The 16,550-nt window shown below is 60.5% G+C and carries 10 protein-coding genes; 1 reads left to right on the forward strand and 9 read right to left on the reverse strand.

Going from position 1 to position 16,550, the window contains the following annotated elements; all coding sequences use genetic code 11:
* Positions 1-76 precede the first annotated feature (76 nt).
* From IV01_RS12255 to IV01_RS12215, 9 genes are all read right to left on the reverse strand, one after another.
* Positions 77-553: a nuclear transport factor 2 family protein gene (locus IV01_RS12255; RefSeq protein ID WP_032628709.1), complete on the reverse strand. Its 477-nt coding sequence runs from the start codon at positions 551-553 to the stop codon at positions 77-79.
* Between the two features lie 207 nt (positions 554-760).
* Positions 761-2,356 carry a gamma-glutamyltransferase family protein gene (locus tag IV01_RS12250; RefSeq protein WP_032628710.1) on the reverse strand — a complete coding sequence of 532 codons (1,596 nt, stop codon included), beginning with the start codon at positions 2,354-2,356 and terminating at the stop codon, positions 761-763.
* A 30-nt stretch (positions 2,357-2,386) separates the two neighbouring features.
* Entirely contained in the window at positions 2,387-3,259 is an 873-nt protein-coding gene (locus IV01_RS12245; protein WP_032628711.1) for an ABC transporter permease, read from the reverse strand.
* Positions 3,256-4,203, reverse strand: a complete 948-nt coding sequence (locus IV01_RS12240) for an ABC transporter permease (protein ID WP_032628712.1) — start codon at positions 4,201-4,203, stop codon at positions 3,256-3,258. Before IV01_RS12240 ends, IV01_RS12245 begins: the two co-directional genes overlap by 4 nt.
* Positions 4,204-4,237: 34 nt before the next feature.
* A complete protein-coding gene (locus IV01_RS12235; RefSeq protein WP_032628713.1) occupies positions 4,238-5,740 on the reverse strand; it encodes an ABC transporter substrate-binding protein in 1,503 nt (500 codons plus the stop codon).
* The gene (locus IV01_RS12230; RefSeq protein ID WP_050507590.1) at positions 5,737-6,759 is read right to left on the reverse strand and encodes an oligopeptide/dipeptide ABC transporter ATP-binding protein; all 1,023 of its coding nucleotides are present in this window, start codon (positions 6,757-6,759) and stop codon (positions 5,737-5,739) included. Before IV01_RS12230 ends, IV01_RS12235 begins: the two co-directional genes overlap by 4 nt.
* A 92-nt stretch (positions 6,760-6,851) precedes the next feature.
* Positions 6,852-7,856, reverse strand: coding sequence for an ABC transporter ATP-binding protein (locus IV01_RS12225; RefSeq protein WP_032628714.1), 1,005 nt, complete (start codon positions 7,854-7,856; stop codon positions 6,852-6,854).
* Positions 7,853-8,590, reverse strand: a complete 738-nt coding sequence (locus tag IV01_RS12220) for a FadR/GntR family transcriptional regulator (protein WP_032628715.1) — start codon at positions 8,588-8,590, stop codon at positions 7,853-7,855. Before IV01_RS12220 ends, IV01_RS12225 begins: the two co-directional genes overlap by 4 nt.
* A gap of 427 nt (positions 8,591-9,017) precedes the next feature.
* Positions 9,018-10,151, reverse strand: coding sequence for a cupin-like domain-containing protein (locus tag IV01_RS12215; protein WP_032628716.1), 1,134 nt, complete (start codon positions 10,149-10,151; stop codon positions 9,018-9,020).
* 270 nt (positions 10,152-10,421) lie between these two features.
* Here IV01_RS12215 and IV01_RS12210 point away from each other — a divergent pair.
* Positions 10,422-16,550 (forward strand): non-ribosomal peptide synthetase (locus tag IV01_RS12210; RefSeq protein WP_032628717.1); only part of this gene is annotated, 6,129 nt, incomplete at its 3' end.

The following is a 16,550-nucleotide window of genomic DNA, read 5'->3' on the forward strand; positions in this document are numbered from 1 at the left end:
CCTGACACACCGCTATCGCGGCCTCGCGTTGCTCGTGCGCTCCTACATAAAACATCCCGGTCCAGTCAGTTCATATTTACATCGCGCTGGCCATTTTCTCTGGCATTGCAGACGAATGATGGGAAGTAATCTGCCACTTGTTGCCGATCAATCCGTAAGTAAAGGTATATCGGGCCTGCACTTTGGAGTTGTCACCAAAGGTAAACGTGTAGGTGCCGGTATCCAATGCCGTATTGCAGCCAGTTTTGATGGTGCGGCTGTCAATATGGCCGGACGGGGTTTTCTTCAGAAAGCTTTTGAAGTAATCAATCCGGGAAGCAGCATCTTTGCGGGGGGTGTTGGACAGTGTGGGTAACAAGACTGCATTGGCCGAGTAGTTGGCTGCGACGGCCTTGGCATCGCCGGTTTTCAAGGAGTTATTCCACCGCTCGAACAGCGCGGTAACCTCCTGCTCAGTGGGCAGCGTGCAGCTAGATTCCTGGCTCGCCTGGGCAGAAAGAACGGGGGTGATCGCGAGGATGGAAATCCATGCGTAGAGAAATTGCTTTTTCATAAAGTAATGCCGCTGGTTAAGGAGCGATCATACTAAGTGGGGATGTTTGAAGCGTTCCAGGTGTTGGTAGTTCTTATTGGTAACTAAAAGTTGAAGTGTGGATTTATGTAGGAAGTTTCTGTTTGTTTTTTTTTATTGGGTTGTTGTTGGGATTTATAGAGAGAAACCCTACGCGCAAAATAGGTTGCACGTAGGAATTCCGTGTTTTTAGTAGGCCGCTACCAAGCCATCTTTTCTGGGATCAGTACCACCGACATACCCGTGTGCCGTGCGCTGAATAATCTGCGCGCCACCAAATGCAAATACGCCGTTGGGCTCTTCAACATCGATGTCGTGACCTTTGGCGCGCAGAGCTTCGACGACTTGTGGGTCGAAGGTCCGCTCCACCGCCACCTTCAGCCCCGCTTCCAGCCTCCAGCGCGGTGCGTCTGCGGCGGCTTGCGGGTTCTGCTTATAGCGCAGGATGCGCATCATCATCTGCAAGTGACCCTGAGCCTGCATCGGCCCGCCCATCAGGCCGAAAGACATCAGTGGCGTGCCATCGGCATTCATCACGAAGCCGGGGATGATGGTGTGGAACGGACGCTTGCGTGGTGCGACGTAATTCACGTGCTGCGGGTCCAGCGAGAAACCTGCGCCACGGTTCTGGAGGCTGATACCTGTGCCAGGTACAACCACGCCGGAACCGAAACCCATGTAGTTGGACTGGATGAACGAGATCATCATGCCGCTTTCATCGGCCGCCGAGAGGTAGACAGTGCCGCCTGGTTTTGGCGAACCGTGGCCAGGATTGGCGGCCTGCTCGGTCACCAGACCGGCGCGCTCCATCAGGTAGGCCTTGTCCAGCAACTGCTCGGAAGGCACGCGCATGTGATCGTTGTCCGCCACGTGCTCATCCAGGTCGGCAAGGGCCAGTTTCATGGCTTCCAGCACGGGGTGCACGGTTTCCAGGCTGTCCACCGGATGCTCGCCGACGCCCAGTGCTTCGAGCATGGTCAGGCCTGACAGGGTGGCGATGCCTTGGCCGTTTGGCGGCAGTTCGTGAACCACAGCACCGGCATAGGGCACCGACAGGGTGTCGATCCAGTCCACGGTGTGGGTGGCCAGATCGTCGAGGCTCATCACGCTGCCATTGGCGTTGGCATGAGTGATGATCGCTTGGGCCAGTTCACCGCGATAGAACGCTTCGCCTTTGGTCTGGGCGATCAGTTCCAGGGTGCGGGCGTGATCCTTGAGCTGGATTTTCTCGCCAGCGGCCGGTGCTTTGCCATCGGGCATGAAGCACTCGGCGAAGCCCGGTTGGTCCTTGAGCAGTTCCGCGCCGCGTTTCCACAGCTGGGCGATGATCGGCGTGACCTGGTAGCCGTCCCGGGCATAGCCAATGGCAGGCTCGGCGAGGGTGGCGAACGGCAGTTTGCCGTAACGTTCGGACAATTCGACCCAGGCCGACACTGCGCCAGGCACAGTGACCGCAGGCCAGCCGCGTTGCGGCATCTTGCTCTGACCGGCGAAGAACTCAGGTGTCCAGGCTTGGGGCGCGCGGCCCGAAGCATTCAGGCCCTGCAACTTGCTGCCGTCCCAGACAATGGCGAAAGCGTCGCTGCCAATCCCGCAACCGGTGGGTTCAACCACGGTCAGGACCATGGCTGCGGCGATGGCGGCGTCGACGGCGTTGCCACCTTTGCGCAGCATGTCCAGCCCGGCCTGTGCGGCCAATGGCTGAGAGCAGGCGACCATGTTGCTGCCCATCACCGGCGAGCGTGCCGAAGCGTAAGGTTGGCTGTAATCCAGATCATCGAACATTAGCGTTTCTCTTTGGCAGAAAAAGACAAGTTAGCCTTTGGGGTCCAGCGCATCGCGCAGGCCATCCCCCAGCAGGTTGAAACACAGGACCGTAATGTAGATCGCCACGCCGGGCGCAATCGACATCCAGGGAGCCTGTTCCATAAAGTTCTTCGCGGTGTTGAGCATTGATCCCCAGGAAGGCGAGGGCGGTTGTTGACCCAGACCGAGGAACGACAGACTGGCCTCAGCCAGAATCGCCGAGGCGATGGTCAACGTGGCTTGCACCACCAGTGGCGACATCACGTTGGGCAGCACGTAGCGCATGATGATCCAGCGATCCGGCAAGCCAATCGCACGGGCGCCTTCCAGGTAGTCCTCGTGTTTGATGGCCAGCACCTGGCCGCGAGTCAGCCGGGCAAAGATCGGCATCGCCGACAAGCCGATAGCGATCATCGCGTTGGTCAGGCTCGGGCCGAGGAAGGCACCCAGGGCAATCGCCAGTACCAGAAACGGGCAGGACAACAGGGCTTCCATGACCCGTGAAATGACGGCGTCGAGCTTGCCGCCGAAGTAACCGCCCAGCAGGCCCAGGGGTACACCGATCACCATGGCGATGGCGACGGAAACACCCCCGGCCAGCAAGGAGCTGCGCGCCCCCCAGAGCAGCCGCGAAAACAGATCGCGGCCCAGTTCGTCAGTGCCCATCCAGTAGATCAGCGAGGGCGCTTTGCGGACCGCGAGGAAGTTGGCTTTGAGCGGGTCATGGGGCGCGATCCACGGCGCAAAGAGTGCCGCGAGGATAAACAGCAACAACACCACCGCGCCGATTACCGCACCTTTGTTGGCGAGGAATTTCTTAACGAATGGCGAGCGGCTGCGCGGTGCAATCGCACTATGAGGGAGGCTGGCAATAGCGGTCATGAAGCAGTCCTCAGACGCGGGTTGATCATCCGGTACAGCACGTCGGCAAGCAGGTTCAGCAGCAGGAAGCCAATCGCCACGCACAGCACCACGCCTTGCACCACGGCGTAATCGCGATTGAATACCGCATCGACAATCATCTTGCCGAAGCCGGGGATGCTGAAGACCTGCTCGGTCAGCACCGCGCCGCCGAGCAACTCACCGAACAGCAAGGTGGTCAGGGTAACGATGGGCATCAACGCGTTACGCAACGCGTGCTTGAGGATCACCGTACGCGGGAACAGGCCCTTGGCACGGGCGGTACGCACGTAGTCGGTGCGCAACACTTCGAGCATGGCGCTGCGGGTATGGCGCATGAGAATCCCCGACAACCCGGCGCCGAGCACGAATGCCGGCAGGATCAGGGTCTTCAGGTTTTGCCCGAAATCCTCACCCATCGGCACGAAGCCCGAGGCTGGCAGCCATTGCAGTTTCACGGCGAAGACCATTATCAGCAGGATGCCCAGCCAGAAGTGCGGAATCGAGATCCCTGACAGCGCGATGACATTGGCCCCGTAGTCAACGGCGGTGCCTTTGCGCACCGCCGAGATAATCCCCGTGGGGATGCCGATCAACAACGCGATCAGCAAGGCCAGCACCGCCAGCTCAAGGGTCACCGGCAACTTGGACGCCAGCAGCGTGGTCACCGGTTGTTCGGTGCGCAGCGAAGTCCCGAAGTCGCCGGTCAGCACGTTGCCGACCCAGTTCAGGTACTGCACGGGAATCGGGTCGTTAAGCCGATACTTGTCGCGCAGGTACTCCATGACCGCCGGATCACGTTCCTCGCCAGCCATGGCCAGCACCGGGTCACCCGGCAGCAGCTTCTGCAGGGTGAAGACGAAGAGCGATACCAGAATCAGTGTCGGAATCGCACTGAGAAGGCGTCGCAGGATAAACATCAGCATGCCGGACCCTCGTTGTTACGGCGATCATTCACAGTCATGGCTTGAACGCGACATTGTTCAGACGGATCAGGCCATCCGGGTTCGGCACGAAACCGGTCACGTTGTTACGCATGGCAATGATGCGCGGATCGAAATACAGGTATGCGGTAGGCACTTCGTCAGCCAGCAGACGCAGGGCTTCGTTGTACAGAGCCTGACGCTGGGCAACATCGTTGATGGTGCGGGCCTTGTTCAACAACTCGTCGAGCTTGGCGTTGCAGTATTTGCCGTCGTTCTGGCCACCTTTGCAGGTCACGAACTGGTGGATATCGCCATCCGGATCAGGACGGCCGGACCAGGCGCTCATGCCGATCTGGAAGTTACCGCTCTGCTGTTCAGAAAGCAGGGTGGCGTACTCGGTGGCAACCAGATTGACCTTGAAACCAGCTTCTTCAGCCATGGCCTGAATGATCTGCCCGACTTGTTGCGCGATTGGGTTGTTGGCGACTTTCAGGTCCACCGCCAGTGGCAGCTTCACGCCTGCTTCGGCCAGCAACGCCTTGCTCTTCTCGATGTCACGAGTCGGGATCGGCAGATCCTTGTCGTAGTACGGGCTGTTTTTCGGGAACGGCTGGGCGCTTGGCGCATACAGGCCTTCGAACACCACCTGGTTGATCGCATCACGGTCGATGGACAGCTCGAACGCCTTGCGCACGCGCTTGTCTTTGCCCATTGGCGAGTTGGCTTTTTCGCCGTTGTTGGTGTTGAACATCAGCTGCATGTAGCCCAGCCCCGGCGTGTTGTAGATCGCCAGATTGCTGTCAGCCTTGGCGGTCTTCACGTCGGTCGGCGCCACGCGCTCGATGATGTCCAGATCGCCGGAACGCAGGTTGGCCAGACGCACCGAGGTGTCTGGAATCGGCAGGAAGATCACTTTGTCGAAGTGATAGGCCCCTTTGTTCCAGTAGTTGTTGAAGCGCTCCAGCACGATGCGATCCTGCTGCACCCGCTGCACGAATTTGTACGGGCCGGAACAGACTGGTTTAGACGCGAAGTCACCTTGTGCAGCTTTCGGCGCGAGCATCATGCCGGCGCGGTCCGAGAGCTGCGAGACCAGGGTGGCGTCGGCTTGCTTGAGTTTGATGGCGACGGTTTTGGTGTCGATGACTTCAACGCTTTCCACCGAGGCCAGCTCGCTCTTGCGCAGAGAGTCCGGCAGGGTGCGGGCGCGGTCCAGGTTGAACTTCACCGATGCGGCATCGAAGGGCTCGCCGTCGTGGTAGGTCACGCCTTCGCGCAAGGCCATGGTCAGGGTCTTGCCGTCTTCGCTCCAGTTCCAGGCGGTAGCCAGTTGCGGGGCGTAAGTCAGGTCCGGGTTCACATCCACCAGTTTGTCGCACAGGGCGGTGTAGACCAGCCGGCCGGAATAGGTGCGCGAGCGATGTGGATCAAGGACATCAGGATCATCCTGAATGCCGATGCGCAGGGTCGATTCGGCGAAGGCGGCGTTGGCGGCCAGCAATAACAAGGTTCCTGTCATGACACGTGCGATTTTCATGGCTGGCTCTCCACTGCAAGGGATTGATGGTTTTTGAATAGATTCAGGCGCTGGGTGTAAGCCGCGCTGGATGTCGGCAAAATCAACGTACCGGCGCCAGCGTTGGCGATCTCGCGCCAGAGGTGGCATGCCACCTGCCGCTCGCTGTCGACGGTTTCCATCACCGGCACCACCTCTTTGCACAGGGCGCGGGCGTGCGGGCAACGGGTATGGAAGCGGCAGCCAGAAGGCGGGCTGCTGGGGCTTGGCATGTCGCCACCCAGTAGCGGACGCGGATGACGCAGGTCCGGGTGGCTCACCGGCACTGCGGCCATCAACGCCTGGGTGTAAGGGTGCAAAGGGTTTTCGAACAGCCCGTTGACCGGCGCCAGTTCGACGATTTCCCCCAGGTACATCACCGCTACGCGGTCGCTCATGTGGCGGATCACTGCCAGACCGTGTGCGACAATCACCAGGGTCAGACCAAACTGATGCTTGAGGTCCTCCAGCAGATTGACCACTTGCGCCTGCACCGAAACGTCCAGCGCCGAGACCGGTTCATCACCCAGAATCAGGCGTGGATCGGAGGCCAGTGCTCGGGCAATGCCGATGCGCTGACGCTGGCCGCCGGAGAATTCATGGGGGTGACGACCGCCGTGTTCAGGGGCCAGGCCTACGGTGCGCAACAGCTCGGCGACTTTGGCCTGTCGATCACTGCGGCTGGTATCGCTGTGCAGCCAGATCGGTTCGCCGACGATGGATTCCACGGTCATGCGTGGATTGAGCGATGCAAACGGATCTTGAAAGATGATCTGCAGTTCACGACGCACCTGGCGGAGTTTTTCCGGCGCCAGATTGGCCAGGTTGCGGCCTTCATAAATGACGTCGCCCGCAGTGGGTTTGAGCAGGTTCAGCAACAGTCGGCCAAGGGTCGATTTGCCTGAGCCGGACTCACCCACCAGCGCCAGGGTTTCCCCTTGGCGCACCGACAGGTTCACTTGGTTGACTGCCTGCACGGGCGGTTTTTTGCGCTGGAACATTCCGCTTTCCACGCCGAAGTGCTTGCTCAGGCCGATGCCTTCGAGGATAAGTTTGTGGCTGACGCGTTCAACGATCTGTCGTTCAGAGGTGCTCAAGCGCTGACTCCCACATGCTGTTCCAGAGGCGCACGAATGCACGCGGCGAAATGTCCGGGCGACAGCTCAAGCAGCGGCGGACGCTCCTCGCGGCACGCCTGAATCACAAATGGGCAGCGTCCGGCAAAGCGGCAACCGGTGGGCATTTCTGCCGGTGTCGGGACGCGGCCGTTGATGGTTGCCAGACGGCCTTCACGGGGGCCAATCGACGGCATCGAACCCATCAGACCGATGGTGTAGGGGTGTTGCGGATCATCGAACAGGGTTTTCACCGGGCCGCTTTCCACCACACGTCCGGCGTACATCACCATCACATCGTCGGCGACTTCAGCGACCACGCCCAGATCGTGAGTGATCAGGATCATGGCCGTGCCGGTTTCGGCCTGCAGGTTGGCGATCAGCGACAGGATCTGCGCCTGAATGGTCACGTCCAGGGCGGTGGTCGGTTCGTCGGCGATGATCAGGGCCGGATCGTTGGCCAGCGCCATGGCGATCATTGCCCGTTGACGCATGCCGCCGGACAGTTCATGGGGGTAGGCGTCCAGGCGTTGCGCGGCGTCCGGCACGCGGACTTTTTCGAGCATTTGCAAGGCGCGCTGACGGGCGTCTCTGGCTGACAAGCCCTGATGGCGGATCACGCTTTCGGCGATCTGTTCGCCGATGGTGAACACCGGGTTCAGAGAGGTCATGGGCTCCTGAAAAATCATCGCCATGCGATTACCGCGCACATCCAGCAAACGCTCGGCTGACATACCCAACAACGCTTCATCGAGCAGGCCGGAGGCACTGGCCGCGACTATCGCGGTGTCGGGCAGCAGGCCCATGAGTGCCATGGACGTCACGCTTTTGCCGCAACCGGATTCACCGACGATGGCCAGGGTCTTGCCGCGTTTGACCGAGAACGATACGCCGTCCACGACATTGGCGGGCGCGCCTGCAAAGCACACGTTCAAGTCGCTGACACTTAATACCGTGTCGGTGGCCTGGGCTGTGGCGCTCATAAACTTGCCTCCAGATCTTGATTGATGACGTTATCCAGCGCTTGCTGCAGCGCACGTAAATGGCCGCGCATGGCAGCAGCGGCCTTGATCGGATCACGGCTTTCGATGGCGCCGACGATGTCGTCGTGATCGTGGCTATAGGTGTCGAGACGGTCCGCGTTTCGGGCCCGATGACGCAGGTCGCGCCAGGCCGGGTCAAGACGGATCGCGTCGAGCATTTCGAAGATGTCCAGCATCAGCCGGTTGCCTGCGGCTTCGGCAATACCGCGATGCAGGGCGCTGTCCCACAGCTCAATGCCTTCGGCATCGGGATGCTCGGCGACCTGCTGGCGTGAAGTGCGTTCGGCCAGACGGCGCAGAATTGCCATTTGCTCACCATTGGCCCGCACCGCCGCCAGGGATGCCAGCGCGGGCTCCAGATGCAGGCGAGCTTCCATGACCTCACTGAAATTGGTCCGCCCGGAAAGCTTGGCGAAACTCATCGCAGCGCTGGGTGGAGTAGGGCCGACGAAGGTGCCCTTGCCTTGACGCCGCCAGATCTGCCCTTCGGCTTCCAGCACCGACAACGCCCGCCGAATCGCCCGACGGCTGACGCCGAAATCGGCAGCCAGATCCCGTTCGGTCGGCAACGCCCGCTGCGGGAAAGCGGCATGCTGGGCGACCATCTGCCGCAAGGCATCCAGCGCCATCTTCGACGAGTTATCAATGGTTAAGTCAGGGTCGAACCTTTGCATCGTGGTCACTCACAGCAGACCAAAAAAGATGTCCCGACTCGCTCGTAGGCAGGTATTCGGTATACAAGGGCTGGTGCAAGAGCGATGCCAATGGAAATTGGTTCACGCTGGAGGGAGTGGTTTTTATCCCTTTATTACGGGCAGGTGGCGGTGTAGGGGCCAATTACCAAAGGTTCGCGGTACTGGTTCAGGCGATGAAAGGCGAAAGGTTCACAACGCGGCGAACCAATTAAGGCGCTGGCCCGCTAACAGGCATTTTTTGGGGCACAGATGCGTTGTGTTGGGGCGCAGTGGTGCCACAAGCAGATATCTCGTGGGACCGGCTTTAGCCGGGAAAGGGCCGGTACATCCTCTAAATCTGTATCGACAGAAATACCGCCTTCCCGGCTAAAGCCGGTCCCACGGCATTGTCTGCAGCTCTATAGAGCTACCACCCCCGCCCCGAATTCACCCAGAAATTCACCGACAGCGACGTGGTCACCGATTCCACCTGGTGAAACCAACCCTCCGGCAGGAACAGCAAATCCCCAGCTTGCAGAACGATGCGCAAAAAGGGCACGTCTCTTGCGGCGGGGAAGCGTTGGTAGTCGGGGGCGTCGGGGTTGAAGTCGCAGCCGTCCAGACCGCCTTTAGGGGAGGTGGACCAGGTGCCTAGCGCCGGGCGGTGGTGTGGGGCGGCGAGGATGAAGGCTTTCTGGCCCCAGACCTGGGCGAAGAGGTTGTCGGTGTCATCGCGGTGCAACGGGGTCAGGGTGCCCTTGGGACCGATCCAGATGCGTGGCGCGATATACAGCGAGCGCTCGAAATAGGACGGGTAATCGATCTGCGCCAGCAGCTGCGCAGGCAGGATGTTGTTACCCATGTACGCCGGTGGCTGGCCGTCGGCCCCTTTGCTGGCGGGTTGCTCCAGGGAGGCGATGAAGTCGGCCATGGACGTTGAGCGGAAGTCGCGATCAGTGGAGAAGGTTTTCTTCACGTAATCGCCATGGCGGGTGATGCCTTGCAGTTCGGCGAAATGGCTCAGGGACTGCTCGCGGCTCATGTTGAACAGCGGCCAGTCTTGCAGTGCATCGCTGATGATCAGCGGAATGCCTTCGAGCAAGTAGTTATTTCTGAACTCGCTGACAGTGACTTCACTGCGTGGCCGCCGCTCCACGCTGAGCTGGGCGGGCAGGCTGGCGGAGACCTGTTCGCTGAGGCGCGGCGGTGTCGGGTAGCGCTGATTCATGTCGACTTTGGCGGGCTTGTCATTGCCGCGCCGGGCGCTGTCGATGATCTGCGGCAACAGCGTCGCCAACCCCATGTTGCCGCCGATTTTCAGACGACCGCTGGCGAACAGTTCTTCCACGTTCGCCATGCCGCTCATGATGCCGAGGAAGTCGTTGCTGCTGATTTCGATGGTCACGTCCGGCTGAGCATGGCGGCCGTTTTCGGTCACGGTGCGGGCCTGCACATCCGACCAGATCGCCTGCTCGGTGCCGAAGACGAACTGGAAAACACCTTCGATACCGACCGAACCGGCATTGACGAACAGCTTGGACAGAACGGGCTGCAGATCCACGGTGGGGCACTCTTGTCAGGGTGGGGTTGAAGGGGGAACGAATTTGCCAGGGGGGAATTTATATTTTCCCCAAGTTTCGCGGTGCCCTTATCGCGGGCAAGCGCGCTCCTACGAAAAGAACGCGATTCTGACCGTAGGAGCGCGCTTGCCCGCGATGGGCGCGCTCCGGTGGCTCAGGCAACCGCTGGTTAATTTTCCCCTCACCCCATCCGTTTTCTGAGGACTGGTCGAGCCTGCGGCTCCCAACCTTCTTATGACGGATGCTTCCCGATGAACGCACAAGACGCCCTGAAACTCGCCCGCCGCTTCATTGAGTTGCCGCTGCCAAAGCGCCAGCTGTTTATCAAGGGGTTGCGCCAGGAGGGGGTTGAGTTTTCGGTGTTTCCGATCCCGCAAGGGGTGGCGGCCGATGATCGGGATGCGCTGTCCTACGCCCAGCAACGCATGTGGTTCCTCTGGCAGATCGACCCGCAAAGCGCCGCCTATAACCTGCCCGGCGCAGTGCGTTTGCGCGGGCATCTGGACGAGGCGGCTGTCGAGCAGGCATTCGCCAGCCTGATCGAACGTCACGAAACCCTGCGCACGGTGTTCGAACGGCGCAGCGACGACAGCCTGCATCAGGTGCCGTGCGAGGTACCGCTGGTCATTGAGCGTGAAGATTTCAGCGCGCTGTCTGGGGCCGAGCGCGAAGCCAGGGTGCTCGATGAGGCAAGGCAGCAGGCGGCCCGGCCTTTCGACCTGGGGCGCGGCCCGTTGCTGCGGGTCAAGTTGCTCAGGCTGGGGATGGACGAACATGTGCTGCTGCTGACCCTGCACCATATCGTGTCCGATGGCTGGTCGATGAATGTCCTGATCGACGAGTTCACCGGCTTCTACGATGCCCACCAGCAGGGGCGTCCGGCGCAGTTACCGCCGCTGGCCATTCAGTACAGCGACTACGCCTTGTGGCAGCGCCGCTGGCTGGAGGCGGGGGAGCAGGCGCGGCAGCTGGAATACTGGCAGGCGCAATTGGGTGACGAGCATCCGCCGCTGGAATTGCCGTTGGATCATCCACGGCCAGCCGTCTCCAGCTATCGTGGCGTGCGCCATGAGTTTGCGGTGGACCACCCACTGGTGGAGCAGCTACGAGGCCTTGCCCAGCGTCACAGCATCACCTTGTTCATGCTCCTGCTCGGCTCGTTCAACGTGCTGCTGCATCGCTACACCGGCCAGAGCGACATCCGCGTTGGCGTACCCATCGCCAACCGCAACCGCAATGAAGTCGAAGGCCTGATCGGCTTCTTCGTTAACACCCAGGTATTGCGCACCCGGCTGGACGGCCAGACCCGCGTCAGTGATGTCCTGCAAGCGATCAAACAGGCGGCGCTGGGTGCCCAGGCCCATCAGGATCTGCCTTTCGAAAGACTGGTTGAAGCCCTGAAGCTGGAACGCAGTCTGAGCCATACGCCGCTGTTTCAGGTGATGTACAACCATCAGCCGCAGGTGGCCGACATCAGTTCGATCAAGACTGCATCCGGGCTCAGGCTGGAACTGGTGGAAAATCAGGGCCGCAGTACCCAGTTCGATCTCACACTGGATACCTGGGAAAAAGGCGGACGGCTGCACGCAGCGCTGACCTATGCCAGCGACCTGTTCGAACCGGAAACCATCCAGCGCATGGCAGGCCACTGGCTCAACCTGCTGCAAGCCATCGTCCAGGATCCGCAGCAATGTGTCGGCGAGCTGTCGATGCTTGATGCCAGCGAATACCAGACATTGATTCACGACTGGAACCACAACGCCCTCGACTACCCGAACAGCCAATGCATCCATGAGCTGATCGCCGCACAAGTGGCTACGCGGCCCAACGCGCTGGCGCTGATTGATGGCGAGCAGGAGCTGAGCTACCAGCAGCTGGATAATCGAGCCAACCAGCTGGCGCACAAGCTGATCGAACTGGGCGTCAGCCCGGAAGTGCGGGTCGGTGTGGCCATGGCTCGGAGCAGCGAGTTGATCGTGGCCTTGCTGGCGGTGCTCAAAGCCGGTGGCGCCTACGTGCCACTGGACCCGCAATACCCCGCCGAACGTGTGGCGTACATGCTGGAAGACAGTCAGGCGCTGGTGCTCTTGACCGAAACCGGGGTGTTGGCCGGTTTGCCTGCGACCCAGGCGACGGTGGTGCTGCTGGATGATGCCAGTTGGCTTTCGACCTATCCGGACACTGCGCCGCCACAACCAGTGTCGGCGCAGAATCTGGCGTATGTGATCTACACCTCCGGTTCTACCGGCAAACCCAAGGGTGTGGCGATTGCCCATCGCAACGTCGCAGCCTTGATTCAGTGGTCGCAGCAGGTTTATAGCTGGGAGGATCTGCAAGGTGTGCTGGCCTCGACGTCGGTGTGTTTCGACCTGTCGGTGTGGGAAATCTTCGTCACCCTGGCCAGCGGCGGCTTCATTGTCCTGGCGGATAACGCACTGGCGTTGCCCGAGTTACCTGCCCGCGACCGGGTGCGCTTGATCAACAGCGTTCCCTCGGCGATTGCTGGTTTGCAGCGGCTTGGGCAAATTCCTCCCGGCGTGCGGATCATCAACCTGGCCGGCGAACCCCTCAAGCAGGCGTTGGTGGAGGCGCTTTATCAACTGCCCCATATCGATCAGGTTTACGACCTGTATGGCCCATCCGAAGACACCACTTATTCCACCTGGACTCGCCGCACAGCAGGCGGCACCGCGAACATCGGTCGGCCCCTGAACAACACCCGCAGCTATCTGCTGGATGGCGACTTGCAGCCGCTGCCCATTGGTGTGCCGGGCGAGCTTTATCTGGCGGGGGCCGGGATCACCCGGGGTTATCTGCTGCGTCCCGGTCTGACTGCCGAGCGCTTTGTGCCGGACCCGTTTTCCACCACCGGCGAGCGCCTTTATCGCACCGGTGATCTGGCGCGCTACCGAGCCGATGGCGTGATCGAGTACATCGGCCGTATCGATCATCAGATCAAGCTGCGTGGCTTTCGTATCGAGCTGGGAGAAATCGAAGCGCGGCTGCTGCAACATCCAGAAGTCAAAGACGCCGTGGTACTTGTCCATGAGGGCAAGACGTTGGTGGCTTATGTCGTCTTGCGGGCCGCGTCCGACGACACGCAAAACCTCCATCAACAGCTCAAGAGTCATGTGCTGCTGACCCTGCCGGACTACATGACGCCCAGTGTGTTTGTCCAACTCGAACAATTGCCTATCACCCCCAACGGCAAGCTGGATCGCAAGGCTTTGCCCGCCCCGGATGCTCAGCAGGCTCTGGTTTTCAGCGCGCCCGCTAGCAGCCGGGAAATCGTCCTGGCCGAGATATGGCAGCAGTTGCTGGGACTTGATCAGGTTGGGCTGGACGATAACTTCTTCGAGCTGGGCGGCGATTCCATTGTCTCGATTCAGGTGGTCAGTCGTGCCCGGCAGGCGGGCCTGAGCCTGACGCCGCGTGACCTGTTCCAATACCAGACCCTGCGCGGTCTGGCCGAGGTCGCGGTGCAGGAGCAAGCGACCCGCGTCAATCGAGAAACCGTCAGCGGTGAAGTGCTGCTGACGCCGATTCAACGCTGGTTTTTCCAGCAGCCCATCCCCCAGCGGGAGCACTGGAACCAGGCCGTTCTGCTGAGTGCCAGACAAACCGTGGACATCCCGGCATTGACCCAGGCTCTGAACTGGCTGGTGCAACAGCACGACGCCTTGCGCTTGCGTTTCAGCGATAAGGGTGAGGGCTGGCAGCAGTGGCATGTCGACCGCTCGCCCGTCGAACTCTGGCAGCGCACCGCCGACTCTGCCGAAAAACTGCGAGAACACTGCAACGCAGCGCAAGCCAGCCTGGATTTGCAGGATGGGCCGTTGTTGCGCACGCTGTTGGTGGACATGGCGGATGGCAGTCAGCGGCTGTTGCTGGTGGTTCATCACCTGGCCGTGGACGGTGTTTCCTGGCGGGTGCTGCTGGAAGATCTGCAGCAGGCTTATGGGCGACTGCAACGCGGCGAAGCGCCCGTCGCCGAACATAAAACCAGTTCTTATCAGCAGTGGGCGGCACGCTTGGCTGATTACGCCAATAGCCCAGAGCTGCTTAAGGAGTTGGCTTACTGGCAGGCGCAGACACACGACACCTTGCCAGACCTGCCACGGGATAATCCCGAAGGGCGGCAAACCAATGCTCAGGCCAGCCGCATCAGTTTGCGTCTCGATGCACATCACACCCGGCAATTGCTGCAACAGGCACCGGCGGCCTATCGCACTCAGGTCAACGACCTGTTGTTGGCCGCCCTGAGCCGGGTCATCTGCCGTTGGACCGGGCACAACGCCACGTTGATCCAGCTGGAAGGCCATGGCCGCGAGCAATTGTTCGACGACGTTGACCTGACCCGAACCGTGGGCTGGTTCACCAGCCTTTACCCGTTGCGACTGGTGCCTGCGAGTGACGTGGTGGGTTCGATCAAGGCCATCAAGGAGCAACTGCGCAGTGTGCCAAACAAAGGTATCGGTTACGGCGTTCTGCGTTACCTCGCCGCTGACAAGTTACTGGAAACCGGCGCCCAGCCGCGTATCACGTTCAATTATCTGGGCCAGTTCGATCAGCAGTTCAGTAAGGAGGCTGTGTTTGTTCCCGCCACTGAAGGCAGTGGGGAAGGGCAGAGCCGTCAGGCGCCCTTGGCCAACTGGCTGAGCATTGAAGGCCAGGTGTTCGGCGGCGAGTTGCTGATGGATTGGAATTTCAGCCACGAAGTGTTTGACGCCGCGACCATTCAGCGATTGGTGGACGCCTACGCCGATGAACTCAAGGCGCTTATCGAGCATTGCTGTGACACACAAAACCGTGGCGTGACCCCGGCAGATTTCCCCTTGGCGCGGCTCACCCAACACCAACTGGATCAACTGCCACTGCCCGCCGAACAGATCGAAGATATTTACCCGCTGTCGCCCATGCAGCAGGGCATGCTGTTCCATTTTCAGTACGCGCCGGACACACGGCATTACATCAATCAGATGCGCCTGGATATTGAAGGCGTTGACCCCGAGCGCTTCCGACAAGCCTGGCAGGCCGCGCTCGATGCTCATCCGATTCTGCGCACGCAGTTCCTCTGGCAGGGCGACCTTCCACAACCGCTGCAACTGGTACGCAAGCAGCTCAGCGTGCCGTTCGTTGAGCATGACTGGCGTACTCGCGAAGACCTGCCAGAAGCGCTGAATGCGCTGGCAGACTCCGATCAGCAACCATTCGATCTGGGCCAGGCACCGCTGTTGCGTTTGCAGCTGGTACGCACTGGCCCGACCCACTATCACCTGATCTACACCCACCATCACATCCTCCTCGATGGCTGGAGCAACACTCAGCTGTTGGGGGAAATCCTGCAGCGTTATCACGGTGGTTTTCAGTCTGGGGTGTCGGCCGGTTATGCCGATTACATTGGCTGGCTGCAGGCTAAGGACCCAAGCCTCAGCGAGGTTTTCTGGCGCGGGCAATTAGCTGATCTCGCAGAGCCCACGCAACTGGCGCAAAGCTCGGCGACAGTGGCTGTCGAGCAGCATGCAGATCATTACCAATCGCTGGATATTGAGCAGACCCGCCGCTTGAGCGAGTTCGCCCGGCAACAAAAAGTGACGGTCAACACGCTACTGCAAGCGGCTTGGCTGCTGTTGGTGCAGCGCTATACCGGGCAGGCCTGCGTATGTTTCGGCGCCACCGTGTCCGGGCGACCGGGGCATTTGCGGGGTATCGAGCAGCAGCTGGGTCTGTTCATCAACACCTTGCCAGTCATTGCCACACCTCGCGCCGAGCAGCGGCTGGGCGACTGGCTGCAGCAACTGCAAACCCTCAATCTCAACCTGCGCGAGCACGAACACACGCCACTGGCCGAGATTCAGCGCTGGGCGCAACTGGAAGGCGGATCGCTGTTCGACAGTTTGCTGGTGTTCGAGAACTACCCGATTTCGGCGGCGCTGGAGCAGGGAGCGGGTTCTCAGTTGAGCTTTGGGGAAGTGCGCAACAGCGAGCAGGCTCACTACCCGCTGACCCTGGCGATTGGCTTGGGCGAGCAGCTGTCGTTGCATTACAGCTACGCCGTGGGGCATTTCGATGAGGCACTGATCAGGCAGATAGACGGGCATCTGCAAGGGTTAATGCTGGAGATGGTCGAGCAACCGGATACGCTGTTGGGCAGTCTTGGCTTTGATCATCGGGCAACGTTGGAGCAATGGAATCCGGCTCGTGACAACTTCAGCATCGAACACAGCCTCGCCCAACGGATCGAGGCGCAGGTAGAGCGTTCGCCGAATGCCATCGCCTTGAGTTTCGAGGGTGAGCAACTGAGCTATGCCGAGCTCAATCAGCGGGCCAATCGCGTCGCTCATCAACTGATTGATCGCGGCGTTGGCCCTGAGGTGCGG

The organism is Pseudomonas syringae (assembly GCF_000737245.1).
GTDB lineage: Bacteria > Pseudomonadota > Gammaproteobacteria > Pseudomonadales > Pseudomonadaceae > Aquipseudomonas > Aquipseudomonas syringae_J.